Source organism: Streptomyces sp. SID5643, assembly GCF_009872555.1.
Taxonomy (GTDB): domain Bacteria; phylum Actinomycetota; class Actinomycetes; order Streptomycetales; family Streptomycetaceae; genus Streptomyces; species Streptomyces iakyrus.
In genome coordinates, this window is the sequence record NZ_WWIC01000365.1 from 24037 (window position 1) to 41456 (window position 17420).

Here is a 17420-nt window from a genome sequence, read left to right on the forward strand (position 1 = left end):
TCCCGCCCCTTCGCGCCGGGCCCGTCACCCGGGCCCGCTGCCCCCGGTCCGCAGCACGGCCTCGCTCTGCTCCAGGGTCATCGGACGGGCGAACAGGAAGCCCTGGCCGTACCGGCAGCCGATGCGCGACAGCAACGCCCGCTGCTCCTGCGCCTCGATGCCCTCGGCGATCACCTGCAGACCGAGCGCGTCGGCGAGGTGCACGATGCCTTCGACCAGGGCGACCTGCCGGGGATCGTGCGGGATGCCGTCGATGAACGTCTTGTCGATCTTGAGGACGTCGACGGGGAAGTCCCCCAGGTAGCGCAGCGAGGAGTAGCCGGTGCCGAAGTCGTCGACGGCGATGCGCACACCGCGGTCCTTCAACGCCCTCAGGAGCACGTCGATCCGGTCGGTCCGCCGCATGAGCACCGACTCGGTCAGCTCCAGCTGGAGTGAGCCGGGGGCCAGTGCGGTGCTGTCGACCGCCGCGCACACCTCGTCCAGGAAGCCGGCGTCCCGCCATTGCCGGGCGGACACGTTGACGCTGACGTACGGCGGGGTGGAACGCCGGGTACGGCGCTGCAACCGGGCGATGTCCGCCGTGGCATGGCGCAGGACCCATCCGCCCAGAGACGAGATGTGCCCGGTCTCCTCCGCGAGCGGGATGAACCGCCCCGGTGGCACCGGATCGTGCCCCAGGTGGTGCCAGCGGGCCAGCGCCTCGAAGCCGACGACGCCGCCCGCCTGGATGTCCACGACCGGCTGGTAGCGCAGGTCGAACTCCTGGCGGGCTATCGCACGGTCCAGGCGTGCCCGGAGGTCGTGCCGCTCCACCATGCGGACACGCTGCTGCGGCTGGAAGCGGCGCCACTGGCGCTTGCCCGCGGCCTTCGCGGCGTACAGGGCCAGGTCGGCGAGGGCCAGCAGTTCCTGGGCGTCCGTGCTGTCCCGGGCCGTGGCGACGCCCACGCTGGCGGAGACGCTCACCGACTCACCGGAAAGACGGAAGGGCCGGCCGAGTGTCCGAAGCACTTGGGCGGCCAGGAGCTCGGCGTCCCGGGGCGCGCCGGCCTCCTCCATCAGCACGGCGAACTCGTCACCGCCGAGACGGGCGGCCGTGTCGACCGGGCGCAGCATCGCCGACAGCCGCTCCGCCACGGCGCGCAGCAGCCGGTCGCCGGCCGGGTGGCCCAGCGAGTCGTTGACGACCTTGAAGTCGTCCAGGTCGATGAACAGCAGGCAGGTGAGCGGCGATTCCCGGCCGCGCAGCAACGCGCTGCGGGCGCGCTCCAGCAGCATCGTGCGGTTGGGCAGACCGGTCAGGGAGTCGTGGAAGGCGCGCCGGGTCAGTTCGTGTTCCAGTTGGCGCTGCTCGGTGACGTCCCGCAGTGTGACGACCAGGCCGCCCACCGTGCGGTCCTGGCGCAGATCACGGCAGCGCACCTCCACTTCGACACGGTCGTCACCCCGCACCACCAGCCAGTGGTCGTGTTCCTCTCGCCGATCGCTCTTCCTGAGGGCCGTGAGAGTGCCGATCACCCGGTCCCGCTGCAGCGGATCCATCAGGTCCGGCAGCTCGGCGCCGGTCAGCTCGGCGTTTCCGAACACGGCCCGGGCGGAAGGGCTGGCGTACCGGACCGTTGCGTTGTCGTTGACGATCAGGATGACGTCCGACGCGTTGTGCACCAGGGTGCGGAAATACGCCTCGCTCTGCCTGCGTACGACCTCCTGGCGCAGCAGGACGCGTTCGGTCGCCAGGCCCGCGTGCGAGGCCAGCAGGTCCAGGGATCCGCGCATCTCGGTGAGTGGCTGCTCGTGTCCCGCTGCCAGCAGCGCGCCCCGGAGTTCCGCGCCGGCCGGGGGGCCGGGCCGGGTGATGGGGCAGATCAGCGCGGCCGGCGGAGTCCCGAGCCGCACGGCGAGGTCCGCTGCGAGCCCGGCACCGGGAACCAGGAGCGTGCGGTAACGGGCGAGGCCGGCCGGTTCCTCGCGCGCGGCTTCGCCGCGCTCCCGCACACGACGGCTGCCCGTCCGGGTGGGGGTCCGCGCCGCCCGCGCGTACAGTTCTTGAGCCTCCCGGGCCGACAGCACGACGACCGCGTGCCGACCCCGCGGTCCGAACAGCGCTTCGACCGCCGTGGTGCAGGCCTGAGTGATTTCCTCCGGCCAGAACGCCGCGTCGAGTCCGGCGCCCGCGCTGCGCAGGACCTGTTCCCGTGCCACGGCCTTGCGGTGTGCCACGACCATCACCGTGAGCCGCAGAATCACCAGCACGTACAACGCCCCGGATGCGGTGGCGAGCACGGTCGCGCCGCTCACGTCGCCGAGATTCGCCTCGACGACGAGCAGCGCGGGCGGCACCAGCGAGGCCACCGCGAGCACCAGGAGTCGACGCCACGGCGGCAGCTGGGACTGCGGCGGGGAACGGGGCTCGGTCAGCTCAGCCATGGAGGGGTGCAGAGCGGCCAGCCCCCATGCGGTGCAGAAGACGATCCGGCCGAAGTCCAGCAGCGTGCCCGCACGCCAGGTGCTGTTGAGTTGCAGGACCCCGTACGCGATGTCGAAGCACAGCAGCGTGAGCGTACCGAGGAGGAGCAGGCGTGCGGCGGGGTTGGGAACCGATGCGGGGTCCGGGGCGAGCAGCCGTGCGAGCAGCGCCAGGACCAGGAGGTCCCCGAGCGGATAGGCGATGGCGATCGCCCGTTGCTGCCACGTCAGCCCGTCCGGCCGGCTCAGCGGCTGCACCAGATGCAGCCAGACCGGCAGGGCGAGCGCGGTGGTGATGATCAGTGCGTCGAGCAGAGCGGGGAGATCGTGGCCCACCCGACGGTGGCGCAGCAGCCCGAAGAGGCCCGCGGTGAACAGGGAGTACACCGCGAGGGAGCAGACGACAGCAGGGGAGGGGACCGGATGGGAGGCGTGGAAGGACGCCTCTTGGGCGTTGTAGTAGGCGTTTCCGGCAGCGAAGGCGAGGAGCCCGGCGGCCAGGGCCCGCCACGGCCAGCGGTGCGCGGGGCGGTTCAGGCGCGCACCGAGGAGAACTGCGGCGGCACTCGCCGCTCCGAGGAAGGCCCACAATGGCGTACGCAGGTCCGGGAAGGTGCGGTACAGCGCGGTGAACGCTCCGAGCGAGATCGCGAGGGCTGCCGCCGGCCGGAGGGCCCGCCGGCGGGCGGAGCGCCCGGCCGGCGCTTCGCGATTCTTTCTGGGACGGTCGGCCGCACAGCGACGCCGTCGGCTCTCCGAGCGGAGTCGCCCCGGCCTTCCCGGGAGTGTGGCGCGGCCCGCGTCCCGGGGCGCGCGGAAGGCGTGGGGCGCCACGACGCTACCGCTTCGTCTTCGGTGACAGCGCACTGCGTTCCATGAAGGACTTCCCTTGTCAGCACCGTATATTTACGGCGTATACATCCAACTCTGGGTCATCACCCCCTGTGAGTCAATATCAGGCGCGCCGTGCGAAGCCGTTCGGGTTGAGCCGCTGGAAGCGCCACGCGTCGCGGCACATGTCGGCCAGGCCCCGGGTAGGCCGCCAGCCCCAGGCGCGGTTCACGGCGGTCGCGTCGGCGACCAGCTCGGCGACGTCCCCCGGCCGCCGCGGCGCGATCTCGTACGGGATCGGCCTGCCACAGGCCCGAGAGAACGCGTTGACCACTTCCAGGACCGAACTGCCCTTCCCCAGACCCAGGTTGTACACCTGCATGCCCGTGCTGTCGCCGAAGTGATCCAGGGCGACCCGGTGCGCTTCGACGGTGTCCATGACGTGAAGGTAGTCGCGCACGGCCGTGCCGTCCCGGGTGGGATAGTCGTCGCCGAACACGCGCAGCCGCTCCCGGCGGCCGACGGCCACCTGGGCGATGTACGGCATCAGATTGTCGGGCGTGCCCCGCGGTTCCTCGCCGAGCAGCCCGCTGGGGTGGGCGCCGGCCGGGTTGAAGTACCGCAGGCACAGCACGGTGTACTCCGGGAGGTGCCGGCACACGTCCGCGAGTATCTCCTCGCAGTGCCGCTTCGAGGACGCGTACGGATTGGTGGGGCCGGCCGGGGTGGACTCGTCCAGTGGTCCGGAGCCCGCGTCGCCGTAGACGGAGCAGGAGGACGAGAAGACGAGCCGGTGCACCCCGTGTTTCTGCATGGCGTGCAGCAGCGCGGTCGTGCCGCCGACGTTCGCGTCGTAGTACTCCACGGGTCTCCGGGTCGACTCGGTCACCGATTTGAGTGCGGCGAAGTGCATGACGGCATCGATGGGGTGCCGGTCGAAGACGGCGGCCAACGCCTGGCGGTCCCGTAGATCCAGCTCGTACACGGCGCCGACGAAACGGCCGGCGAGACGCTCCACGCGGGCGAAGACCTGAGGAGTGCTGTTGGAGTAGTCGTCGACCACGATGACTTCGTAGCCGTGGTCCAGGAGTTCCACGCAGGCGTGGCTGCCGATGAAGCCGGCCCCGCCCGTGACGAGGACAGTCGACGGTACCGGTCTGCTGCTTGCCATAGAAGTGCGCTCCCGCGCGAGACGTCGTACGTTTACGTCGTATATTCGACTGTGCGTCGCCTCGCCCCCGAGAGTCAAGCGGGATGCACCCTGGTCACGCTTTTCACTCCGAGATCTCAGACCCTGACAAGCAACTGGAAGTCGAACGTGTAGAGCGAGGCCCGGTAGATGTGCGTTCCGTACTCGACCGGGCGCCCCGTGTCGTCGTACGCCGTGCGCTGCATGGTGAGCAGCGCCGCTCCCTCCTCCTCGTCCAGGCGGGACGCCTCCCGGGCGGTCGCCGCGCGGGCGCCGACCGTCTGGCGGGCGCTGTGCAGCGTGATGCCCGCCGAGCGCATCATGCGGTACAGGCCGGTCGACTCCAGGCGTGCGCCGTCCAGGTCCAGCAGGGGCACCGGCAGGTAGTTGCACAGCAGCGCCACCGGCCGGCCGTGCGTGCGGCGAAGCCGGTCCAGGACGGTCACCTCGCTGCCCTCCGGCACCCCCAGGGCGGCGGCCACGTCGCAGGGGGCCGGGACGACCTCGTTGCGCACGACCTCGGTGGTCGGCCCCTGCCCCGCCGTCTCCAGGTCGTCGTAGAGGCTGCTCAGTTCCAGCGGGCGTCTGACCTGGCTGTGCACCACCTGCGTGCCCACCCCGCGCCGCCGGACCAGCAGCCCCTTGTCGACGAGGGACTGGATGGCCTGGCGGACGGTGGGGCGGGACAGGCCGAGGCGCACGGACAGGTCCACCTCGTTGCCCAGGAGGTTTCCCGGGGCGAGGACCCCGTGTCCGATCGCCGCCTCCAGCTGCTGCGCGAGCTGGTGGTAGAGCGGCACGGGACTGCCCCGGTCCAGGGCGAAGTCCAGTGAGCTGAGTGCAGGGGCGGCCGTGGTGCGGGCCCGGTCACCGGTCTTCGCCATGGATGAACCCCCTTACGGGTGTCAGGAGTTGCTCGGGAAGCCGAGGTTGATACCGCCGTCGGAGGGGTCCGGCCAGCGGGTGGTGATGACCTTGCCCTGCGTGTAGAAGGCGATGCCGTCGTTGCCGTAGACGTGCAGGTCGCCGAAGAGGGAGTCCTTCCAGCCGCCGAAGGAGTGGTAGCCGACGGGGACCGGGATCGGCACGTTGACGCCGACCATGCCCGCCTTGACCTCCAGCTGGAAGCGGCGGGCCGCGCCGCCGTCCCGGGTGAAGATCGCGGTGCCGTTGCCCCAGCGGGAGGAGTTGATCAGCCGGATGGCCTCCTCGTACGTCTCCGTGCGGACGACCGCCAGCACCGGGCCGAAGATCTCGTCCCGGTACGCGTCCGCCGTCAGCGGCACCCGGTCCAGCAGGGAGACACCGAGGAAGAAGCCGTTCTCGTGGCCCTCCACCGAGAAGCCCGTGCCGTCGACCACGACCTCGGCGCCCTGCTCGGCGGCCGACGCCACGTAGGACGCCACCTTGTCGCGGTGCTCGCGGGTGATCAGCGGGCCCATCTCCGAGGCCGGGTCGTCGCCGGGGCCGATCCTCAGGTTCTTCGCCCGCTCGGCGATCTTGCCGACCAGCGCGTCGCCGATGTCACCGACGGCCACGACCACCGACACGGCCATGCAGCGCTCGCCCGCCGAGCCGTACGCGGCGTTGATCGCCTGGTCGGCGGCGAGTTCCAGGTCGGCGTCGGGCAGCACCAGCATGTGGTTCTTGGCGCCGCCGAGGGCCTGCACCCGCTTGCCGTGCTCGACGGCCTTCAACTGGATGTACTTGGCGATGGGCGTCGAGCCGACGAAGGACACCGCTTCGATGTCCGGGTGCTCAAGGATGCGGTCCACGGCCGTCTTGTCGCCCTGGACGATGTTCAGGACACCCTCCGGAAGGCCCGCCTCGGCGGCCAGCTCGGCCAGCCGGAAGGAGGCCGACGGGTCCTTCTCGGACGGCTTCAGCACGAAGGTGTTGCCGCAGGCGATCGCCAGCGGGAACATCCACATCGGCACCATCGCAGGGAAGTTGAACGGGGTGATGCCCGCGACCACGCCCAGCGGCTGGCGGATCGAGGCCACGTCGACCCGGGTCGAGACCTGGGTGGACAGTTCGCCCTTGAGCTGGACGGAGATCCCACAGGCCAGCTCGACGATCTCCATGCCGCGCGCGACCTCGCCGAGCGCGTCCGAGTGCACCTTGCCGTGCTCGGCGGTGATCAGCTCGGCGATCTCGTCGCGGTGGGCGTCGAGCAGCTCGCGGTACTTGAACAGGATCGCCGTGCGCCTGGCCAGGGAGGACTCGCCCCAGCTCTCGAAGGCGACCCGGGCGGAGGCGACCGCGGCGTCGACCTCGTCGACGGACGCGAACGCGACCTGCTTCTCCTGGACGCCGGTCGCCGGGTTGTAGACGGGGCCGAACCGGCCGGAGGTGCCCTCGACGGGCTTGCCGTCGATCCAGTGGGTGATGGTCTTCATGGTGCGCGGGGGCCTTTCGTGGAGCCTGGGTTCGGGGCGGGTTCAGAGGTGGCGGCGGCGGTCGGCGACCTGGCGGTCGTAGCGCTCGCGGGCCTCGACGGCCGCCTCGCGGGAGGCGGTCTCGGCCACCGGCACGTCCCACCAGGCCTCGGCCGGGGGCGCGGTGGGCGCCGGGTCGGTCTCGACGTACACGCACGTCGGCCGGTCCGAGGCGCGGGCCGCGGCGAGGGCCTCGCGCAGCTCGCGCACCGTCTTGGCGCGCAACACGTCCATGCCGAGGCTGGCGGCGTTGGCGGCCAGGTCGACGGGGAGCGGGGCGCCGGTGAAGGTGCCGTCGGCGGCCCGGAAGCGGTACGCGGTGCCGAACCGCTCGCCGCCGGTCTCCTGCGACAGACCTCCGATGGAGGCGTAGCCGTGGTTCTGGATCAGGACGATGTTGACCGGCAGGCCCTCCTGGACGGCGGTGACGATCTCCGTGGGCATCATCAGGTAGGTGCCGTCGCCGACCAGCGCCCACACGGGCGTGCCCGGGGCGGCCTGCTGGACGCCGATGCCGGCCGGGATCTCGTAGCCCATGCAGGAGTAGCCGTACTCCAGGTGGTACTGGCGCGGGCTGCGGGAGCGCCACAGCTTGTGCAGGTCGCCGGGGAGCGAACCGGCCGCGTTGATCACCACGTCCTCGTCGCCGACGGCCGCGTCCAGCGCGCCGAGCACCTGCGTCTGGGTGGGCACCGCGTTCTCGTCGGCGGCGCGGTAGGCGGCCTCGACGACCTCGTCCCAGCGCTCCTTGCCGGCGCGGTACCCGGCCTCGTAGGCCTCGGGCACCCGGTGCCCGGCCAGCCCCTCGGCCAGCTTCTCCAGACCGGACCGGGCGTCGCACACCAGCGTCCGCGCGGCCAGCTTGTGAGCGTCGAAGCCGGTGATGTTCAGGTTGAGGAAGCGCACGTCCGGGTTCTGGAAGAGCGTGCCCGAGGCGGTGGTGAAGTCGGTGTAGCGGGTGCCGACGCCGATCACCAGGTCGGCGGTGCGGGCCAGTTCGTCGCTGACCGCCGTGCCCGTGTGGCCGATGCCGCCGAGGTCGGCGGGGTGGTCGTGGCGCAGCGAGCCCTTGCCGGCCTGGGTGGAGGCGACGGGGATGCCGGTGGCCTCCACGAACGCCTTCAGCGCCGCTTCGGCCTCGCTGTGGTGGACGCCGCCGCCCGCCACGATCAGCGGCCGCTCGGCCGACCGGACCGCCTCGACCGCGGCGTTCAGCTCGACCGGGTCCGGCGCGGGGCGCCGTACGTACCAGACGCGCTCGGCGAAGAACTCCTCCGGCCAGTCGTACGCCTCCGCCTGCACGTCCTGGGGCAGGGCGAGGGTGACGGCGCCGGTCTCGGCCGGGTCGGCCAGCACCCGCATCGCCTGGAGCGCCGAGGGGATCAGCGCCTCGGGGCGGGTGATCCGGTCGAAGTAGCGGGAGACCGGGCGCAGGGTGTCGTTGACCGAGACATCCGCCTCGACCGGGTGCTCCAGCTGCTGGAGCAGCGGGTCGGCCGAGTGCGAGGCGAAGTAGTCGCCGGGCAGGAGCAGCACCGGAAGGCGGTTGATCGTCGCGAGAGCGGCGCCGGTGACCAGGTTGGTGGCCCCAGGGCCGATGGAGGTCGTCACCGCCTGCGCGGACAGGCGGTTCAGCTGCCGGGCGTAGCCGACCGCCGCGTGCACCATGGACTGCTCGTTGCGCCCCTGGTGGAACGGCATGACCTCCTCGCCCGCCTCCAGGAGCGCCTGGCCGACCCCGGCGACGTTGCCATGGCCGAAGATGCCCCAGGTCCCGGCGATCAGCCGGCGGCGCACGCCGTCCCGCTCGGTGTACTGGGCGGACAGGAACCGCACCAGTGCCTGGGCGGTCGTCAGTCGGCGGGTGCGGGCGCTCATGCGGAGGTCTCCGGGGCGGTGTAGAGGGGGAGGCGGGGGTCGACCGGCTGGTCCGGCCAGGTGTCGCGGACCCAGGCGTGGTCGGGGTGGTCGCAGATCAGCCAGGCGCGCTCGGCCTCCGGGCCCGCCATGACGTTGAGGTAGTACATGTGATGGCCGGGCGTGGCCATCGACGGTCCGTGCCAGCCGTCCGGGATGAGGACGACATCGCCGTCGCGGACCTCGGCCAGCACGTCGGTGTCCCGGCCCGGGCCGGACGGGGACACACGCTGGTAGCCGAGGCCGGGGATGCCGTCGTGCCCGGCGAACTCGAAGTAGTAGATCTCCTCCAGCACGGACTCCTCGCCCGGCCGGTGCTCGTCGTGCTTGTGCGGCGGGAACGACGACCAGTTGCCGCCCGGCGTGATCACCTCGACCGCGATGAGCTTGTCGCACTCGAAGACCCCGGCCGCGCCGAAGTTGTTGACCTGCCGGGAGCAGTTCCCGGTGCCCCGCAGCTCCACCGGGACCTCGGAGGCCGGGCCGTAGCGGGCGGGCAGGCGGCGGGTGCAGCGCGCGCCGGTCAGCGCGAAGCGGCCACCGCCGGCGGACGTCACGGTCGCCCGGGCGTCGCGCGGCACGTACGCGAAGTCGCTGACGCCGCTGAACACGTCGGCGCGGCCCTTCAGTTCGAACGTCTCCTGGCCGAAGTCGTCCGCGGCGGCGACCGTGCAGCCGCCGCTCAGCGGGACGACGATCCACTCGCTGTCACCGGTGCCGAAGGAGTGCGCGCCGCCCGGCGGCAGCTCCAGGACCCGCAGGCTGGAATGGCCCCAGCCGGCCTTCTCGGGCGTGACGTCGACGGCGTAGGGGCCGCCGAGGGCCTTGCCGGCGGGAAGGTGGTACGTCATTGCATCCTCCGGATCACAGCAGACCGACGGCCGTGTCGACCGCTTCTTCCACGCTGCCCCCGGCCGGGTAGAGCAGCGACCGTCCGACGACCATGCCCTGGACGGTGGGCAGCCGCAGGGCCTTGCGCCAGCGTTCGTAGGCGCCCTCCTGGTCCTCGCCCACCTCGCCGCCGAGCAGGACCACGGGCAGGGTGGAGGTCTCCAGCACCTCGGCCATGTCGTCCGGGTCGTCGGTGACGGGCAGCTTCAGCCAGGTGTAGGCGGAGGTGCCGCCGAGCCCGGAGGCTATGGCGACGGAGCGGGTGACGGCCTCGGCGGACAGGTCGTTGCGCACCCTGCCGTCGGCCCGCCGGGAGATGAACGGCTCGACGAACAGGGGGAGCCGCAGGTCCGCCATGGCGTCGATGGCCCGGGCCGTGGACTCCAGGGTGGTCAGCGAGCCCGGGTCGTCGTAGTCGATGCGGACCAGGAGCTTGCCCGCGTCGAAGCGGAGCCGGGCGATGTCCTCGGCGCGGTGCCCGGTGAAGCGGTCGTCCATCTCGAAGGCGGCGCCGGCGAGTCCGCCGCGGTTCATCGAGCCCATGACGACCTTGTTCTCCAGCACCCCGAGCAGGAGCAGGTCCTCCAGGATGTCGGCGGTGGCGAGGACCCCGTCGACGCCGGGTCGCGACAGCGCCGTGCACAGCCGCTCCAGCAGGTCGGCACGGTTGGCCATGGCCAGGCGCCGGTCGCCGACCCCGAGGGCGCCGCGCGCCGGGTGGTCCGCGGCCACGATCATCAGGCGACCGCTGTCGCCGATGAGCGGACGGCGCACCCGGCGGGCCGCCGCCTCGGCGACGGCCTCGGGGTTGCGGGCCCGGACCGTGGTGAGGTCGGGGATGCCGATGTTCAAGGAAGGCTCCGTTTCAGTGGCTCGTGCTCGGCGACGGCACCCCGGCGAGGAGGTCCGCGACCTCCGACTCGGTGGGCATCGCGGAGGAGCAGGCGAGGCGCGAGGCGACGAGGGCGCCGGCGGCGTTGGCGTGGCGCATGGTCTTCTCCAGGTCCCAGCCGGCGAGCAGACCGTGGCAGAGCGAGCCGCCGAAGGCGTCGCCCGCGCCCAGGCCGTTGAACACGTCGACGGGCACCGGCGGCACCTCGGCCCGGGTGCCGTCGCGGTGCACGGCCAGGACGCCCTTGGGGCCCTGCTTGACGACGGCCAGCTCCACGCCGGCCGCCAGCAGCGCGTCCGCGCAGGCCTGCGGCTCGCGCACGCCGGTGGCGATCTCGCACTCGTCGAGGTTGCCGACGGCGACCGTGGCGTGCCGCAGGGCCTCGCGGTAGTACGGGCGGGCCTCCTCGGGGTCGCGCCAGAACATGGGCCGCCAGTCGAGGTCGAAGACGGTGGTGCCCGCCCTGTCACGGGCCTTGAGGGCGGCGAGGGTGGCGGAGCGGCTCGGCTCCTCGCTCAGGCCGGTGCCGGTGATCCAGAAGATGCGGGCTCCCCGGATGGCGAAGAAGTCCAGCTCGTCGGTGTGGATCTCCAGGTCCGGCGCCTTGGGGCGGCGGTAGAAGTAGAGCGGGAAGTCGTCCGGCGGGAAGATCTCGCAGAACGTGACCGGCGTCGGGTACGCGCCGACCGGGGTGACCCAGCGGTCGTCGACGCCGAAGCCCTTGAGCTCCTCGTGCAGATAGGTGCCGAAGGGGTCGTCGCCGGTGCGTGTGATCACCGCCGCACGGCGTCCGAGGCGGGCGGCGGCGACCGCCACATTGGCCGCGGAACCTCCCAGAAATTTCCCGAACGTCTCCACTTGCTCCAGCGGGACGCCGGCCTGGAGGGGGTAGAGGTCGACCCCGATGCGGCCCATCGTGATCACATCGAAATACTGGGCTGGCTCGGCCATGCGCGACCTCCTCGGGAAGCTGGGGATGCGGGTCCCGGGGCGCCCTGCCACGGTGGGGGCGTGGATCCACGGGACCTGCCGCCCCCCAGGTGTAGGTCGCGGAGGGCGGCGCTGTCAATAGTTTGTACTTACATTCGGACCTGCTTGTGAAATGATGTCTTAACAAAGTATTGACAGCGGGCGTGGCAGCGACTTGTATCCCGTGCCATCGCAACAGTCGGTTTGCGGCATCATGATCCGGACTCCGTAAGGCTCCGGGACCACGGATCCCTTCGTGATCCCTTCCTTTCCCCCGCAGTAGCACAGTGAGGTGCCAGGAAAGATGGACCGCTCTTCTCACCCCCGCTCCCGCAGGTTCGCGCCCGTCGTCGCCGTGGCCGCGGCAGCGGCCCTGACCCTCGCCGGCTGCTCCAGCAGTTCCGGAGGCAAGAAGTCCGAGGAAGGCGCGGCGGACGCGTCGGCGGGCAAGGCGACCACGCCCCGCATGACCGTCGCCCTGGTCACGCACCAGGCGCCCGGCGACACCTTCTGGGACACCGTCCGCAAGGGCGCCGAGGCCGCGGCCGCCAAGGACAACATCAAGCTCATCTACTCGGCCGACCCGAACGCCGGCAACCAGGCCAACCTCGTCCAGAACGCGATCGACCAGAAGGTCGACGGCATCGCCGTCACCCTCGCCAAGCCGGACGCCCTCAAGGGCGTCATAGGCAAGGCGGAGAAGTCCGGCATACCCGTGGTCGGCCTCAACTCCGGCCTGAGTGACTGGAAGAAGCTCAACCTGCTGGAGTTCTTCGGCCAGGACGAGTCCGTCGCCGGCGAGGCCTTCGGCAAGAAGCTCAACGAGGTCGGCGCCAAGCACGTCCTGTGCGTCATGCAGGAGCAGGGCAACGTCGGCCTCACCCAGCGCTGCGACGGCGTGGCGAAGACCTTCGACGGCAAGGTCGACCCGCAGAACGTCAACGGCACCGACATGCCGTCCGTGAAGTCGACGATCACCGCCAAGCTGAAGCAGGACCCCTCCATCGACTACGTCGTCACCCTCGGCGCCCCCTTCGCGCTGACGGCCGTGCAGTCGGCCGGCGACGCCGGCAGCAAGGCGAAGATCGCCACCTTCGACCTCAACAAGGACCTGATCAAGTCCATCAAGGCCGGCGACATCCAGTTCGCCGTCGACCAGCAGCCCTACCTCCAGGGCTACCTGGCCGTCGACGGCCTGTGGCTCTACAAGAACAACGGCAACTACAGCGGCGGCGGTGAGCAGCCCGTGCTGACCGGCCCGGCCTTCGTCGACAAGTCCAACGTCGACGCGATCGGGGAGTTCGCCGCGAAGGGCACCCGGTGATGAGCATGACCCAGCAGGCCACGCCGGCGGTGGAAACACCGCCGGCCCCCGGCCAGAAGCAGTCCGACGGCCGGACGCGGCGGCGCCCGCTGGCGCTGCGGCTGCTGGCCAGGCCCGAGGTCGGGGTGTTCCTGGGCGCCGTCGCGGTGCTCGTGTTCTTCCTGATCGCCGCGCCGCCGGTACGTGACGGCAGCTCGATGGCGAACATCCTGTACCAGTCGTCGACCATCGGGATCATGGCGCTGCCCGTGGCCCTGCTGATGATCGGCGGCGAGTTCGACCTCTCCGCCGGTGTCGCCGTGATCACCTCGGCGCTGACCGCGTCGATGCTCAGCTACCAGCTGACCCTGAACGTCTGGGTGGGCGTGATCGTCGCCCTGATCGTGTCCCTCGCGATCGGCGCCTTCAACGGCTGGCTGCTGGTCAAGACCGGCCTGCCCAGCTTCCTCGTCACCCTGGGGACGTTCCTGATCCTCCAGGGCGTGAACCTGGCGATCACCAAGCTGGTCACGGGCAACGTGGCCACCGACGACATCAGCGACATGGACGGCTTCGCCCAGGCGCAGAAGATCTTCGCCTCGTCGTTCGAGGTCGGCGGGGTGAACGTCAAGATCACGGTGGTGTACTGGCTGGTGTTCGCCGCCCTCGCCACCTGGGTGCTGCTGCGCACCAAGTACGGCAACTGGATCTTCGCCGTCGGCGGCAACAAGCACTCCGCGCGGGCCGTCGGCGTGCCGGTGACCTTCACCAAGATCTCCCTGTTCATGCTGGTCGGCTTCGGCGCCTGGTTCGTCGGCATGCACCAGCTGTTCTCCTTCAACACCGTGCAGTCCGGCGAGGGCGTGGGCCAGGAGCTCATCTACATCGCCGCCGCCGTCATCGGCGGCTGCCTGCTCACCGGCGGCTACGGCTCGGCGATCGGCCCGGTCTTCGGCGCCTTCATGTTCGGCATGGTGCAGCAGGGCATCGTCTACGCCGGCTGGAACCCGGACTGGTTCAAGGCCTTCCTCGGCGTGATGCTCCTGGGCGCCGTTCTCATCAATCTGTGGGTCCAGCGCACGGCGACCCGGAGGTGACCGCGATGACCAGCAAAGAAACCGGCACCCACGGGGCCGTCCTCGAAGACACCCCGCCCGCCGGCGAGCGTCCCCTCGTCGAACTCCGCGGAGCCGGCAAGTCCTACGGCAACATCCGCGCCCTGCACGGCGTGAGCCTGGAGGTACACCCCGGCAAGGTGACCTGCGTCCTCGGCGACAACGGCGCCGGCAAGTCCACCCTCATCAAGATCATCTCCGGGCTGCACCAGCACACCGAGGGCGAGTTCCTCGTCGACGGCGAACCGGTGCGCTTCTCCACCCCGCGCGAGGCTCTCGACAAGGGCATCGCCACCGTCTACCAGGACCTCGCGGTCGTCCCGCTGATGCCGGTGTGGCGCAACTTCTTCCTCGGCTCCGAGCTGACCAAGGGCCCCTGGCCGCTGCGCCGACTCGACATCGAGCAGATGAAGAGGACCGCGGACGAAGAGCTGCGCAACATGGGCATCGTCCTGGACGACATGGAGCAGCCCATCGGCACGCTCTCCGGCGGCCAGCGCCAGTGCGTGGCCATCGCCCGCGCCGTCTACTTCGGTGCCCGCGTCCTCATCCTGGACGAGCCGACCGCCGCCCTCGGCGTCAAGCAGTCCGGCGTGGTCCTGAAGTACATCGCCGCCGCCCGCGAGAAGGGCCTGGGCGTCATCTTCATCACCCACAACCCCCACCACGCCTACATGGTCGGCGACCACTTCAGCGTCCTGCGCCTGGGCACCATGGAACTGTCCGCCTCCCGCAGCGACGTCTCCCTCGAAGAGCTGACCAACCACATGGCCGGCGGCGCAGAACTCGCCTCCCTCAAGCACGAGTTGGCGCAGGTCCGCGGCGTCGACGTCGAAGGGCTCCCCGAAGAGGGGGACCTCACCGCTCCCGCAGCCACGTCCTCGGAAGGAAAGTCCTGACATGGCCCACGCGCTCGACCGCATCCGGGTCGGCTCCGCCCCCGACTCCTGGGGCGTCTGGTTCCCCGACGACCCCCAGCAGGTGCCCTGGGAACGCTTCCTCGACGAGGTCGCCGAGGCCGGCTACTCCTGGATCGAACTCGGCCCGTACGGCTACCTGCCGACCGACCCGGCCCGGCTCACCGACGAGGTGACCAAGCGGAACCTGAAGGTCTCCGCCGGCACCATCTTCTGCGGACTGCACCGCGGCCCCTCCGAGTGGGACTCCACCTGGGAGCAGGTGAGCAACGTCGCCGCCCTCACCCAGGCCATGGACGCCAAGCACCTGGTCGTCATCCCGTCCTTCTGGCGCGACGACAAGACCGCCGAGATCCTGGAGGCGCCGGAGCTCACCACCGAGCAGTGGCGCAACCTCACCACCGGCATGGAGCGCCTCGGCCGCGAGGTGAAGGACAAGTACGGCCTGGACATCGTCGTCCACCCGCACGCCGACACCCACATCGACACCGAGGAGCACGTCGAGCGGTTCCTCGACTCGACCGACTCCGGCGCGGTCAACCTCTGCCTGGACACCGGGCACTACGCCTACTGCGGCGGCGACAGCGTCAAGCTGATCGAGACCTACGGCGAGCGCATCGGCTACCTGCACCTCAAGCAGGTCGACCCGGAGATCCTCGCGGACGTCGTCAAGAACGAGGTGCCGTTCGGCCCGGCCGTCGCGCGCGGCGTGATGTGCGAACCGCCCGCCGGTGTCCCGGAGCTGGGCCCCGTCCTGACGGCCGCGCAGAAGCTGGGCGTGGACCTCTTCGCCATCGTCGAGCAGGACATGTACCCCTGCGAGCCGGACAAGCCGCTGCCGATCGCGGTGCGCACCCGCAAGTTCCTGCGGTCCTGCGGCGCCTGACGACCCGAAAGGACGGCCATGACGGAGCGCGCCCCCCTCGGAGTCGCGGTCATCGGTACCGGAAGGATGGGCGCCGACCATGTGCGCCGCATCCACGAAGTCACCAGCGGAGCGCGGGTGACGGCCGTCGTGGACGTCGACGCGGAGCGCGCGAAGGCCGTCGCCGCCCGTGTCGACGGCTGCACCGCCCACACCGACCCGGCGGCCGCGATGGCGGCGCCCGGCGTCGACGCCGTCCTGATCGCCTCACCCGGCCCGGCCCACGAAGCCACCCTGCTCGCCGCCTTCGAGCACGATCTGCCCGTCCTGTGCGAGAAGCCGCTCACCCCCGACGCGGCTTCCGCCCTGCGCGTCCTCGAAGCCGAACAGCGCCTCGGCCACCGCCGGGTCCAGGTCGGCTTCATGCGCCGTTACGATCCCGAGTACGCCAAGCTGAAGGCCCTGCTGACGACGGGTCAGCTCGGCCGTCCGCTCATGCTGCACAACCGGCACCGCAACGTTGCCAGCCCGCCCTTCTTCACCAGCTCCATGCTGATCAGCGACTCCGTCGCCCACGAGGCCGACGCGACCCGCTGGCTGCTGGGCCACGAGATCACCGCCGTCACGGTGCTGCGCCCCACCCCCTCGGCCAGCGCCCCGGAGGCCCTTCAGGACCCCCAGTTCGTCGTCTTCGAGACCGATGGCGGCGCCCTCAGCGACGTCGAGATCTTCGTCAACTGCGGCTTCGGCTACCAGGTCCAGGCCGAGGTCGTCTGTGAACGCGGCACCGCCCGCATCGGCGACGGCCACGCCCTGGTCACCAACATGGCCGGCCGCTGGGGCGGCACCATCGCCCAGGACTGGACCGAACGCTTCGAGACGGCCTACGACCGCGAGATCCAGACCTGGATCGACGCCACCCGCCGTGGCGAGGTCACCGGCCCGAGCAGCTGGGACGGCTACGCCGCGGCGGCGGTGTGCGAGGCGGGGGTCCGGGCGCTGGAGGACGGCGGCCGGGTGGAGGTCGAGCTGGTGGAGAAGCCGGCGCTGTACAGGTGACGACCAGGGCCCTTTCCATACCTTCGCCACGGGCCCTACGCTCGGGACGCGGTTCCGAGGGCCGGAACCAGTCGTCCGATACGCCCGGGGGGACCGTGGACGTGCCGACGCTGATCCTGCTGGGAGCGGCAGGCGGCGTGCTCCGCGGGCTGCTGGACGTCTACACCCGCTTCCTCGACTGGCACACGGACCGGCGGGGCCACCGCCGGTCATCCCCGGCCCAGGAGGGGGAGCCGCCGCGATTCCAGCAGTACTTCGACCCCGTCGGTGATTCGATCGCGGCCGTCGTGCACAGCGCGATGGGTGCGGGCGCAGCGGTGCTCTTCGGCACCACGGGTCAGATCAGCGGCGCCTACGCGGCCCTCGTGGTCGGCATCTCCGCGCCGGTGATCCTGACCCAGCTGGGCCGTGTCCCCTCGGTGAACGACGCGCTGACCGGTGCGCCGCAGGCCGAACCGAACGCCGCGACGCCTGCGGGGGACCTCCTGCCGCAGCCGACGGCCGCGGCCTCGGGAGAACCGGCTCCGGCTCCGGCTCCCGCCGCGCTGCCCGGGCCGCCCGCCGC

14 protein-coding genes are annotated in these 17420 nt (G+C 71.1%); 6 read left to right on the plus strand and 8 right to left on the minus strand.

Annotated elements, in window-relative coordinates; translation table 11 throughout:
• Positions 1-24 precede the first annotated feature (24 nt).
• The 8 genes from GTY56_RS39115 to iolC form a co-directional block, all read right to left on the minus strand.
• Positions 25-3060 carry a putative bifunctional diguanylate cyclase/phosphodiesterase gene (locus tag GTY56_RS39115; RefSeq protein ID WP_237525240.1) on the minus strand — a complete coding sequence of 1012 codons (3036 nt, stop codon included), beginning with the start codon at positions 3058-3060 and terminating at the stop codon, positions 25-27.
• Positions 3061-3424: 364 nt separating this feature from the next.
• Entirely contained in the window at positions 3425-4471 is a 1047-nt protein-coding gene (gene galE / locus GTY56_RS39120; RefSeq protein ID WP_161370002.1) for a UDP-glucose 4-epimerase GalE, read from the minus strand.
• Positions 4472-4587: 116 nt separating this feature from the next.
• Positions 4588-5373 (minus strand): GntR family transcriptional regulator, encoded by a 786-nt coding sequence (locus GTY56_RS39125; RefSeq protein WP_161370003.1) that lies wholly within the window; start codon positions 5371-5373, stop codon positions 4588-4590.
• Between the two features lie 21 nt (positions 5374-5394).
• Complete coding sequence (locus GTY56_RS39130; RefSeq protein ID WP_161370004.1) at positions 5395-6888, minus strand: CoA-acylating methylmalonate-semialdehyde dehydrogenase; 1494 nt, start codon at positions 6886-6888, stop codon at positions 5395-5397.
• A 42-nt stretch (positions 6889-6930) separates the two neighbouring features.
• Positions 6931-8805, minus strand: a complete 1875-nt coding sequence (gene iolD / locus GTY56_RS39135; RefSeq protein ID WP_161370005.1) for a 3D-(3,5/4)-trihydroxycyclohexane-1,2-dione acylhydrolase (decyclizing) — start codon at positions 8803-8805, stop codon at positions 6931-6933.
• A complete protein-coding gene (iolB, locus tag GTY56_RS39140; RefSeq protein WP_161370006.1) occupies positions 8802-9695 on the minus strand; it encodes a 5-deoxy-glucuronate isomerase in 894 nt (297 codons plus the stop codon). The genes iolD and iolB overlap by 4 nt, the downstream gene beginning before the upstream one ends.
• 13 nt (positions 9696-9708) lie before the next feature.
• The gene (locus GTY56_RS39145; protein ID WP_161370007.1) at positions 9709-10587 is read right to left on the minus strand and encodes a Cgl0159 family (beta/alpha)8-fold protein; all 879 of its coding nucleotides are present in this window, start codon (positions 10585-10587) and stop codon (positions 9709-9711) included.
• Positions 10588-10600: 13 nt separating this feature from the next.
• Positions 10601-11578 (minus strand): 5-dehydro-2-deoxygluconokinase, encoded by a 978-nt coding sequence (gene iolC, locus GTY56_RS39150; protein ID WP_161370008.1) that lies wholly within the window; start codon positions 11576-11578, stop codon positions 10601-10603.
• Between the two features lie 322 nt (positions 11579-11900).
• Here iolC and GTY56_RS39155 point away from each other — a divergent pair, with 322 nt between their 5' ends.
• The 6 genes from GTY56_RS39155 to GTY56_RS39180 form a co-directional block, all read left to right on the plus strand.
• Positions 11901-12920: a sugar ABC transporter substrate-binding protein gene (locus GTY56_RS39155; protein ID WP_161370009.1), complete on the plus strand. Its 1020-nt coding sequence runs from the start codon at positions 11901-11903 to the stop codon at positions 12918-12920.
• Positions 12920-13996, plus strand: a complete 1077-nt coding sequence (locus tag GTY56_RS39160; RefSeq protein WP_161370010.1) for an ABC transporter permease — start codon at positions 12920-12922, stop codon at positions 13994-13996. Before GTY56_RS39155 ends, GTY56_RS39160 begins: the two co-directional genes overlap by 1 nt.
• Positions 13997-14001: 5 nt before the next feature.
• The gene (locus GTY56_RS39165) at positions 14002-14913 is read left to right on the plus strand and encodes an ATP-binding cassette domain-containing protein (protein WP_161370011.1); all 912 of its coding nucleotides are present in this window, start codon (positions 14002-14004) and stop codon (positions 14911-14913) included.
• A 1-nt stretch (position 14914) separates the two neighbouring features.
• Positions 14915-15817, plus strand: a complete 903-nt coding sequence (locus GTY56_RS39170; RefSeq protein WP_161370012.1) for a sugar phosphate isomerase/epimerase family protein — start codon at positions 14915-14917, stop codon at positions 15815-15817.
• A gap of 18 nt (positions 15818-15835) precedes the next feature.
• Positions 15836-16855: a Gfo/Idh/MocA family protein gene (locus tag GTY56_RS39175; RefSeq protein WP_161370013.1), complete on the plus strand. Its 1020-nt coding sequence runs from the start codon at positions 15836-15838 to the stop codon at positions 16853-16855.
• A 101-nt stretch (positions 16856-16956) separates the two neighbouring features.
• Positions 16957-17420, plus strand: a 464-nt coding sequence (locus tag GTY56_RS39180; RefSeq protein ID WP_161370014.1) for a hypothetical protein, incomplete at its 3' end; no start/stop codon positions are given.

Coding starts and splice junctions, on each gene's coding strand:
- GTY56_RS39160 (WP_161370010.1), top strand. CDS start 12,920: ATGAGCATGACCCAGCAGGCCACGCCGGCGGTGGAAACACCGCCGGCC.
- GTY56_RS39130 (WP_161370004.1), bottom strand. CDS start 6,888: ATGAAGACCATCACCCACTGGATCGACGGCAAGCCCGTCGAGGGCACC.
- iolC (WP_161370008.1), bottom strand. CDS start 11,578: ATGGCCGAGCCAGCCCAGTATTTCGATGTGATCACGATGGGCCGCATC.
- iolB (WP_161370006.1), bottom strand. CDS start 9,695: ATGACGTACCACCTTCCCGCCGGCAAGGCCCTCGGCGGCCCCTACGCC.
- GTY56_RS39175 (WP_161370013.1), top strand. CDS start 15,836: ATGACGGAGCGCGCCCCCCTCGGAGTCGCGGTCATCGGTACCGGAAGG.
- iolD (WP_161370005.1), bottom strand. CDS start 8,805: ATGAGCGCCCGCACCCGCCGACTGACGACCGCCCAGGCACTGGTGCGG.
- GTY56_RS39170 (WP_161370012.1), top strand. CDS start 14,915: ATGGCCCACGCGCTCGACCGCATCCGGGTCGGCTCCGCCCCCGACTCC.
- GTY56_RS39155 (WP_161370009.1), top strand. CDS start 11,901: ATGGACCGCTCTTCTCACCCCCGCTCCCGCAGGTTCGCGCCCGTCGTC.
- GTY56_RS39165 (WP_161370011.1), top strand. CDS start 14,002: ATGACCAGCAAAGAAACCGGCACCCACGGGGCCGTCCTCGAAGACACC.
- GTY56_RS39125 (WP_161370003.1), bottom strand. CDS start 5,373: ATGGCGAAGACCGGTGACCGGGCCCGCACCACGGCCGCCCCTGCACTC.
- galE (WP_161370002.1), bottom strand. CDS start 4,471: ATGGCAAGCAGCAGACCGGTACCGTCGACTGTCCTCGTCACGGGCGGG.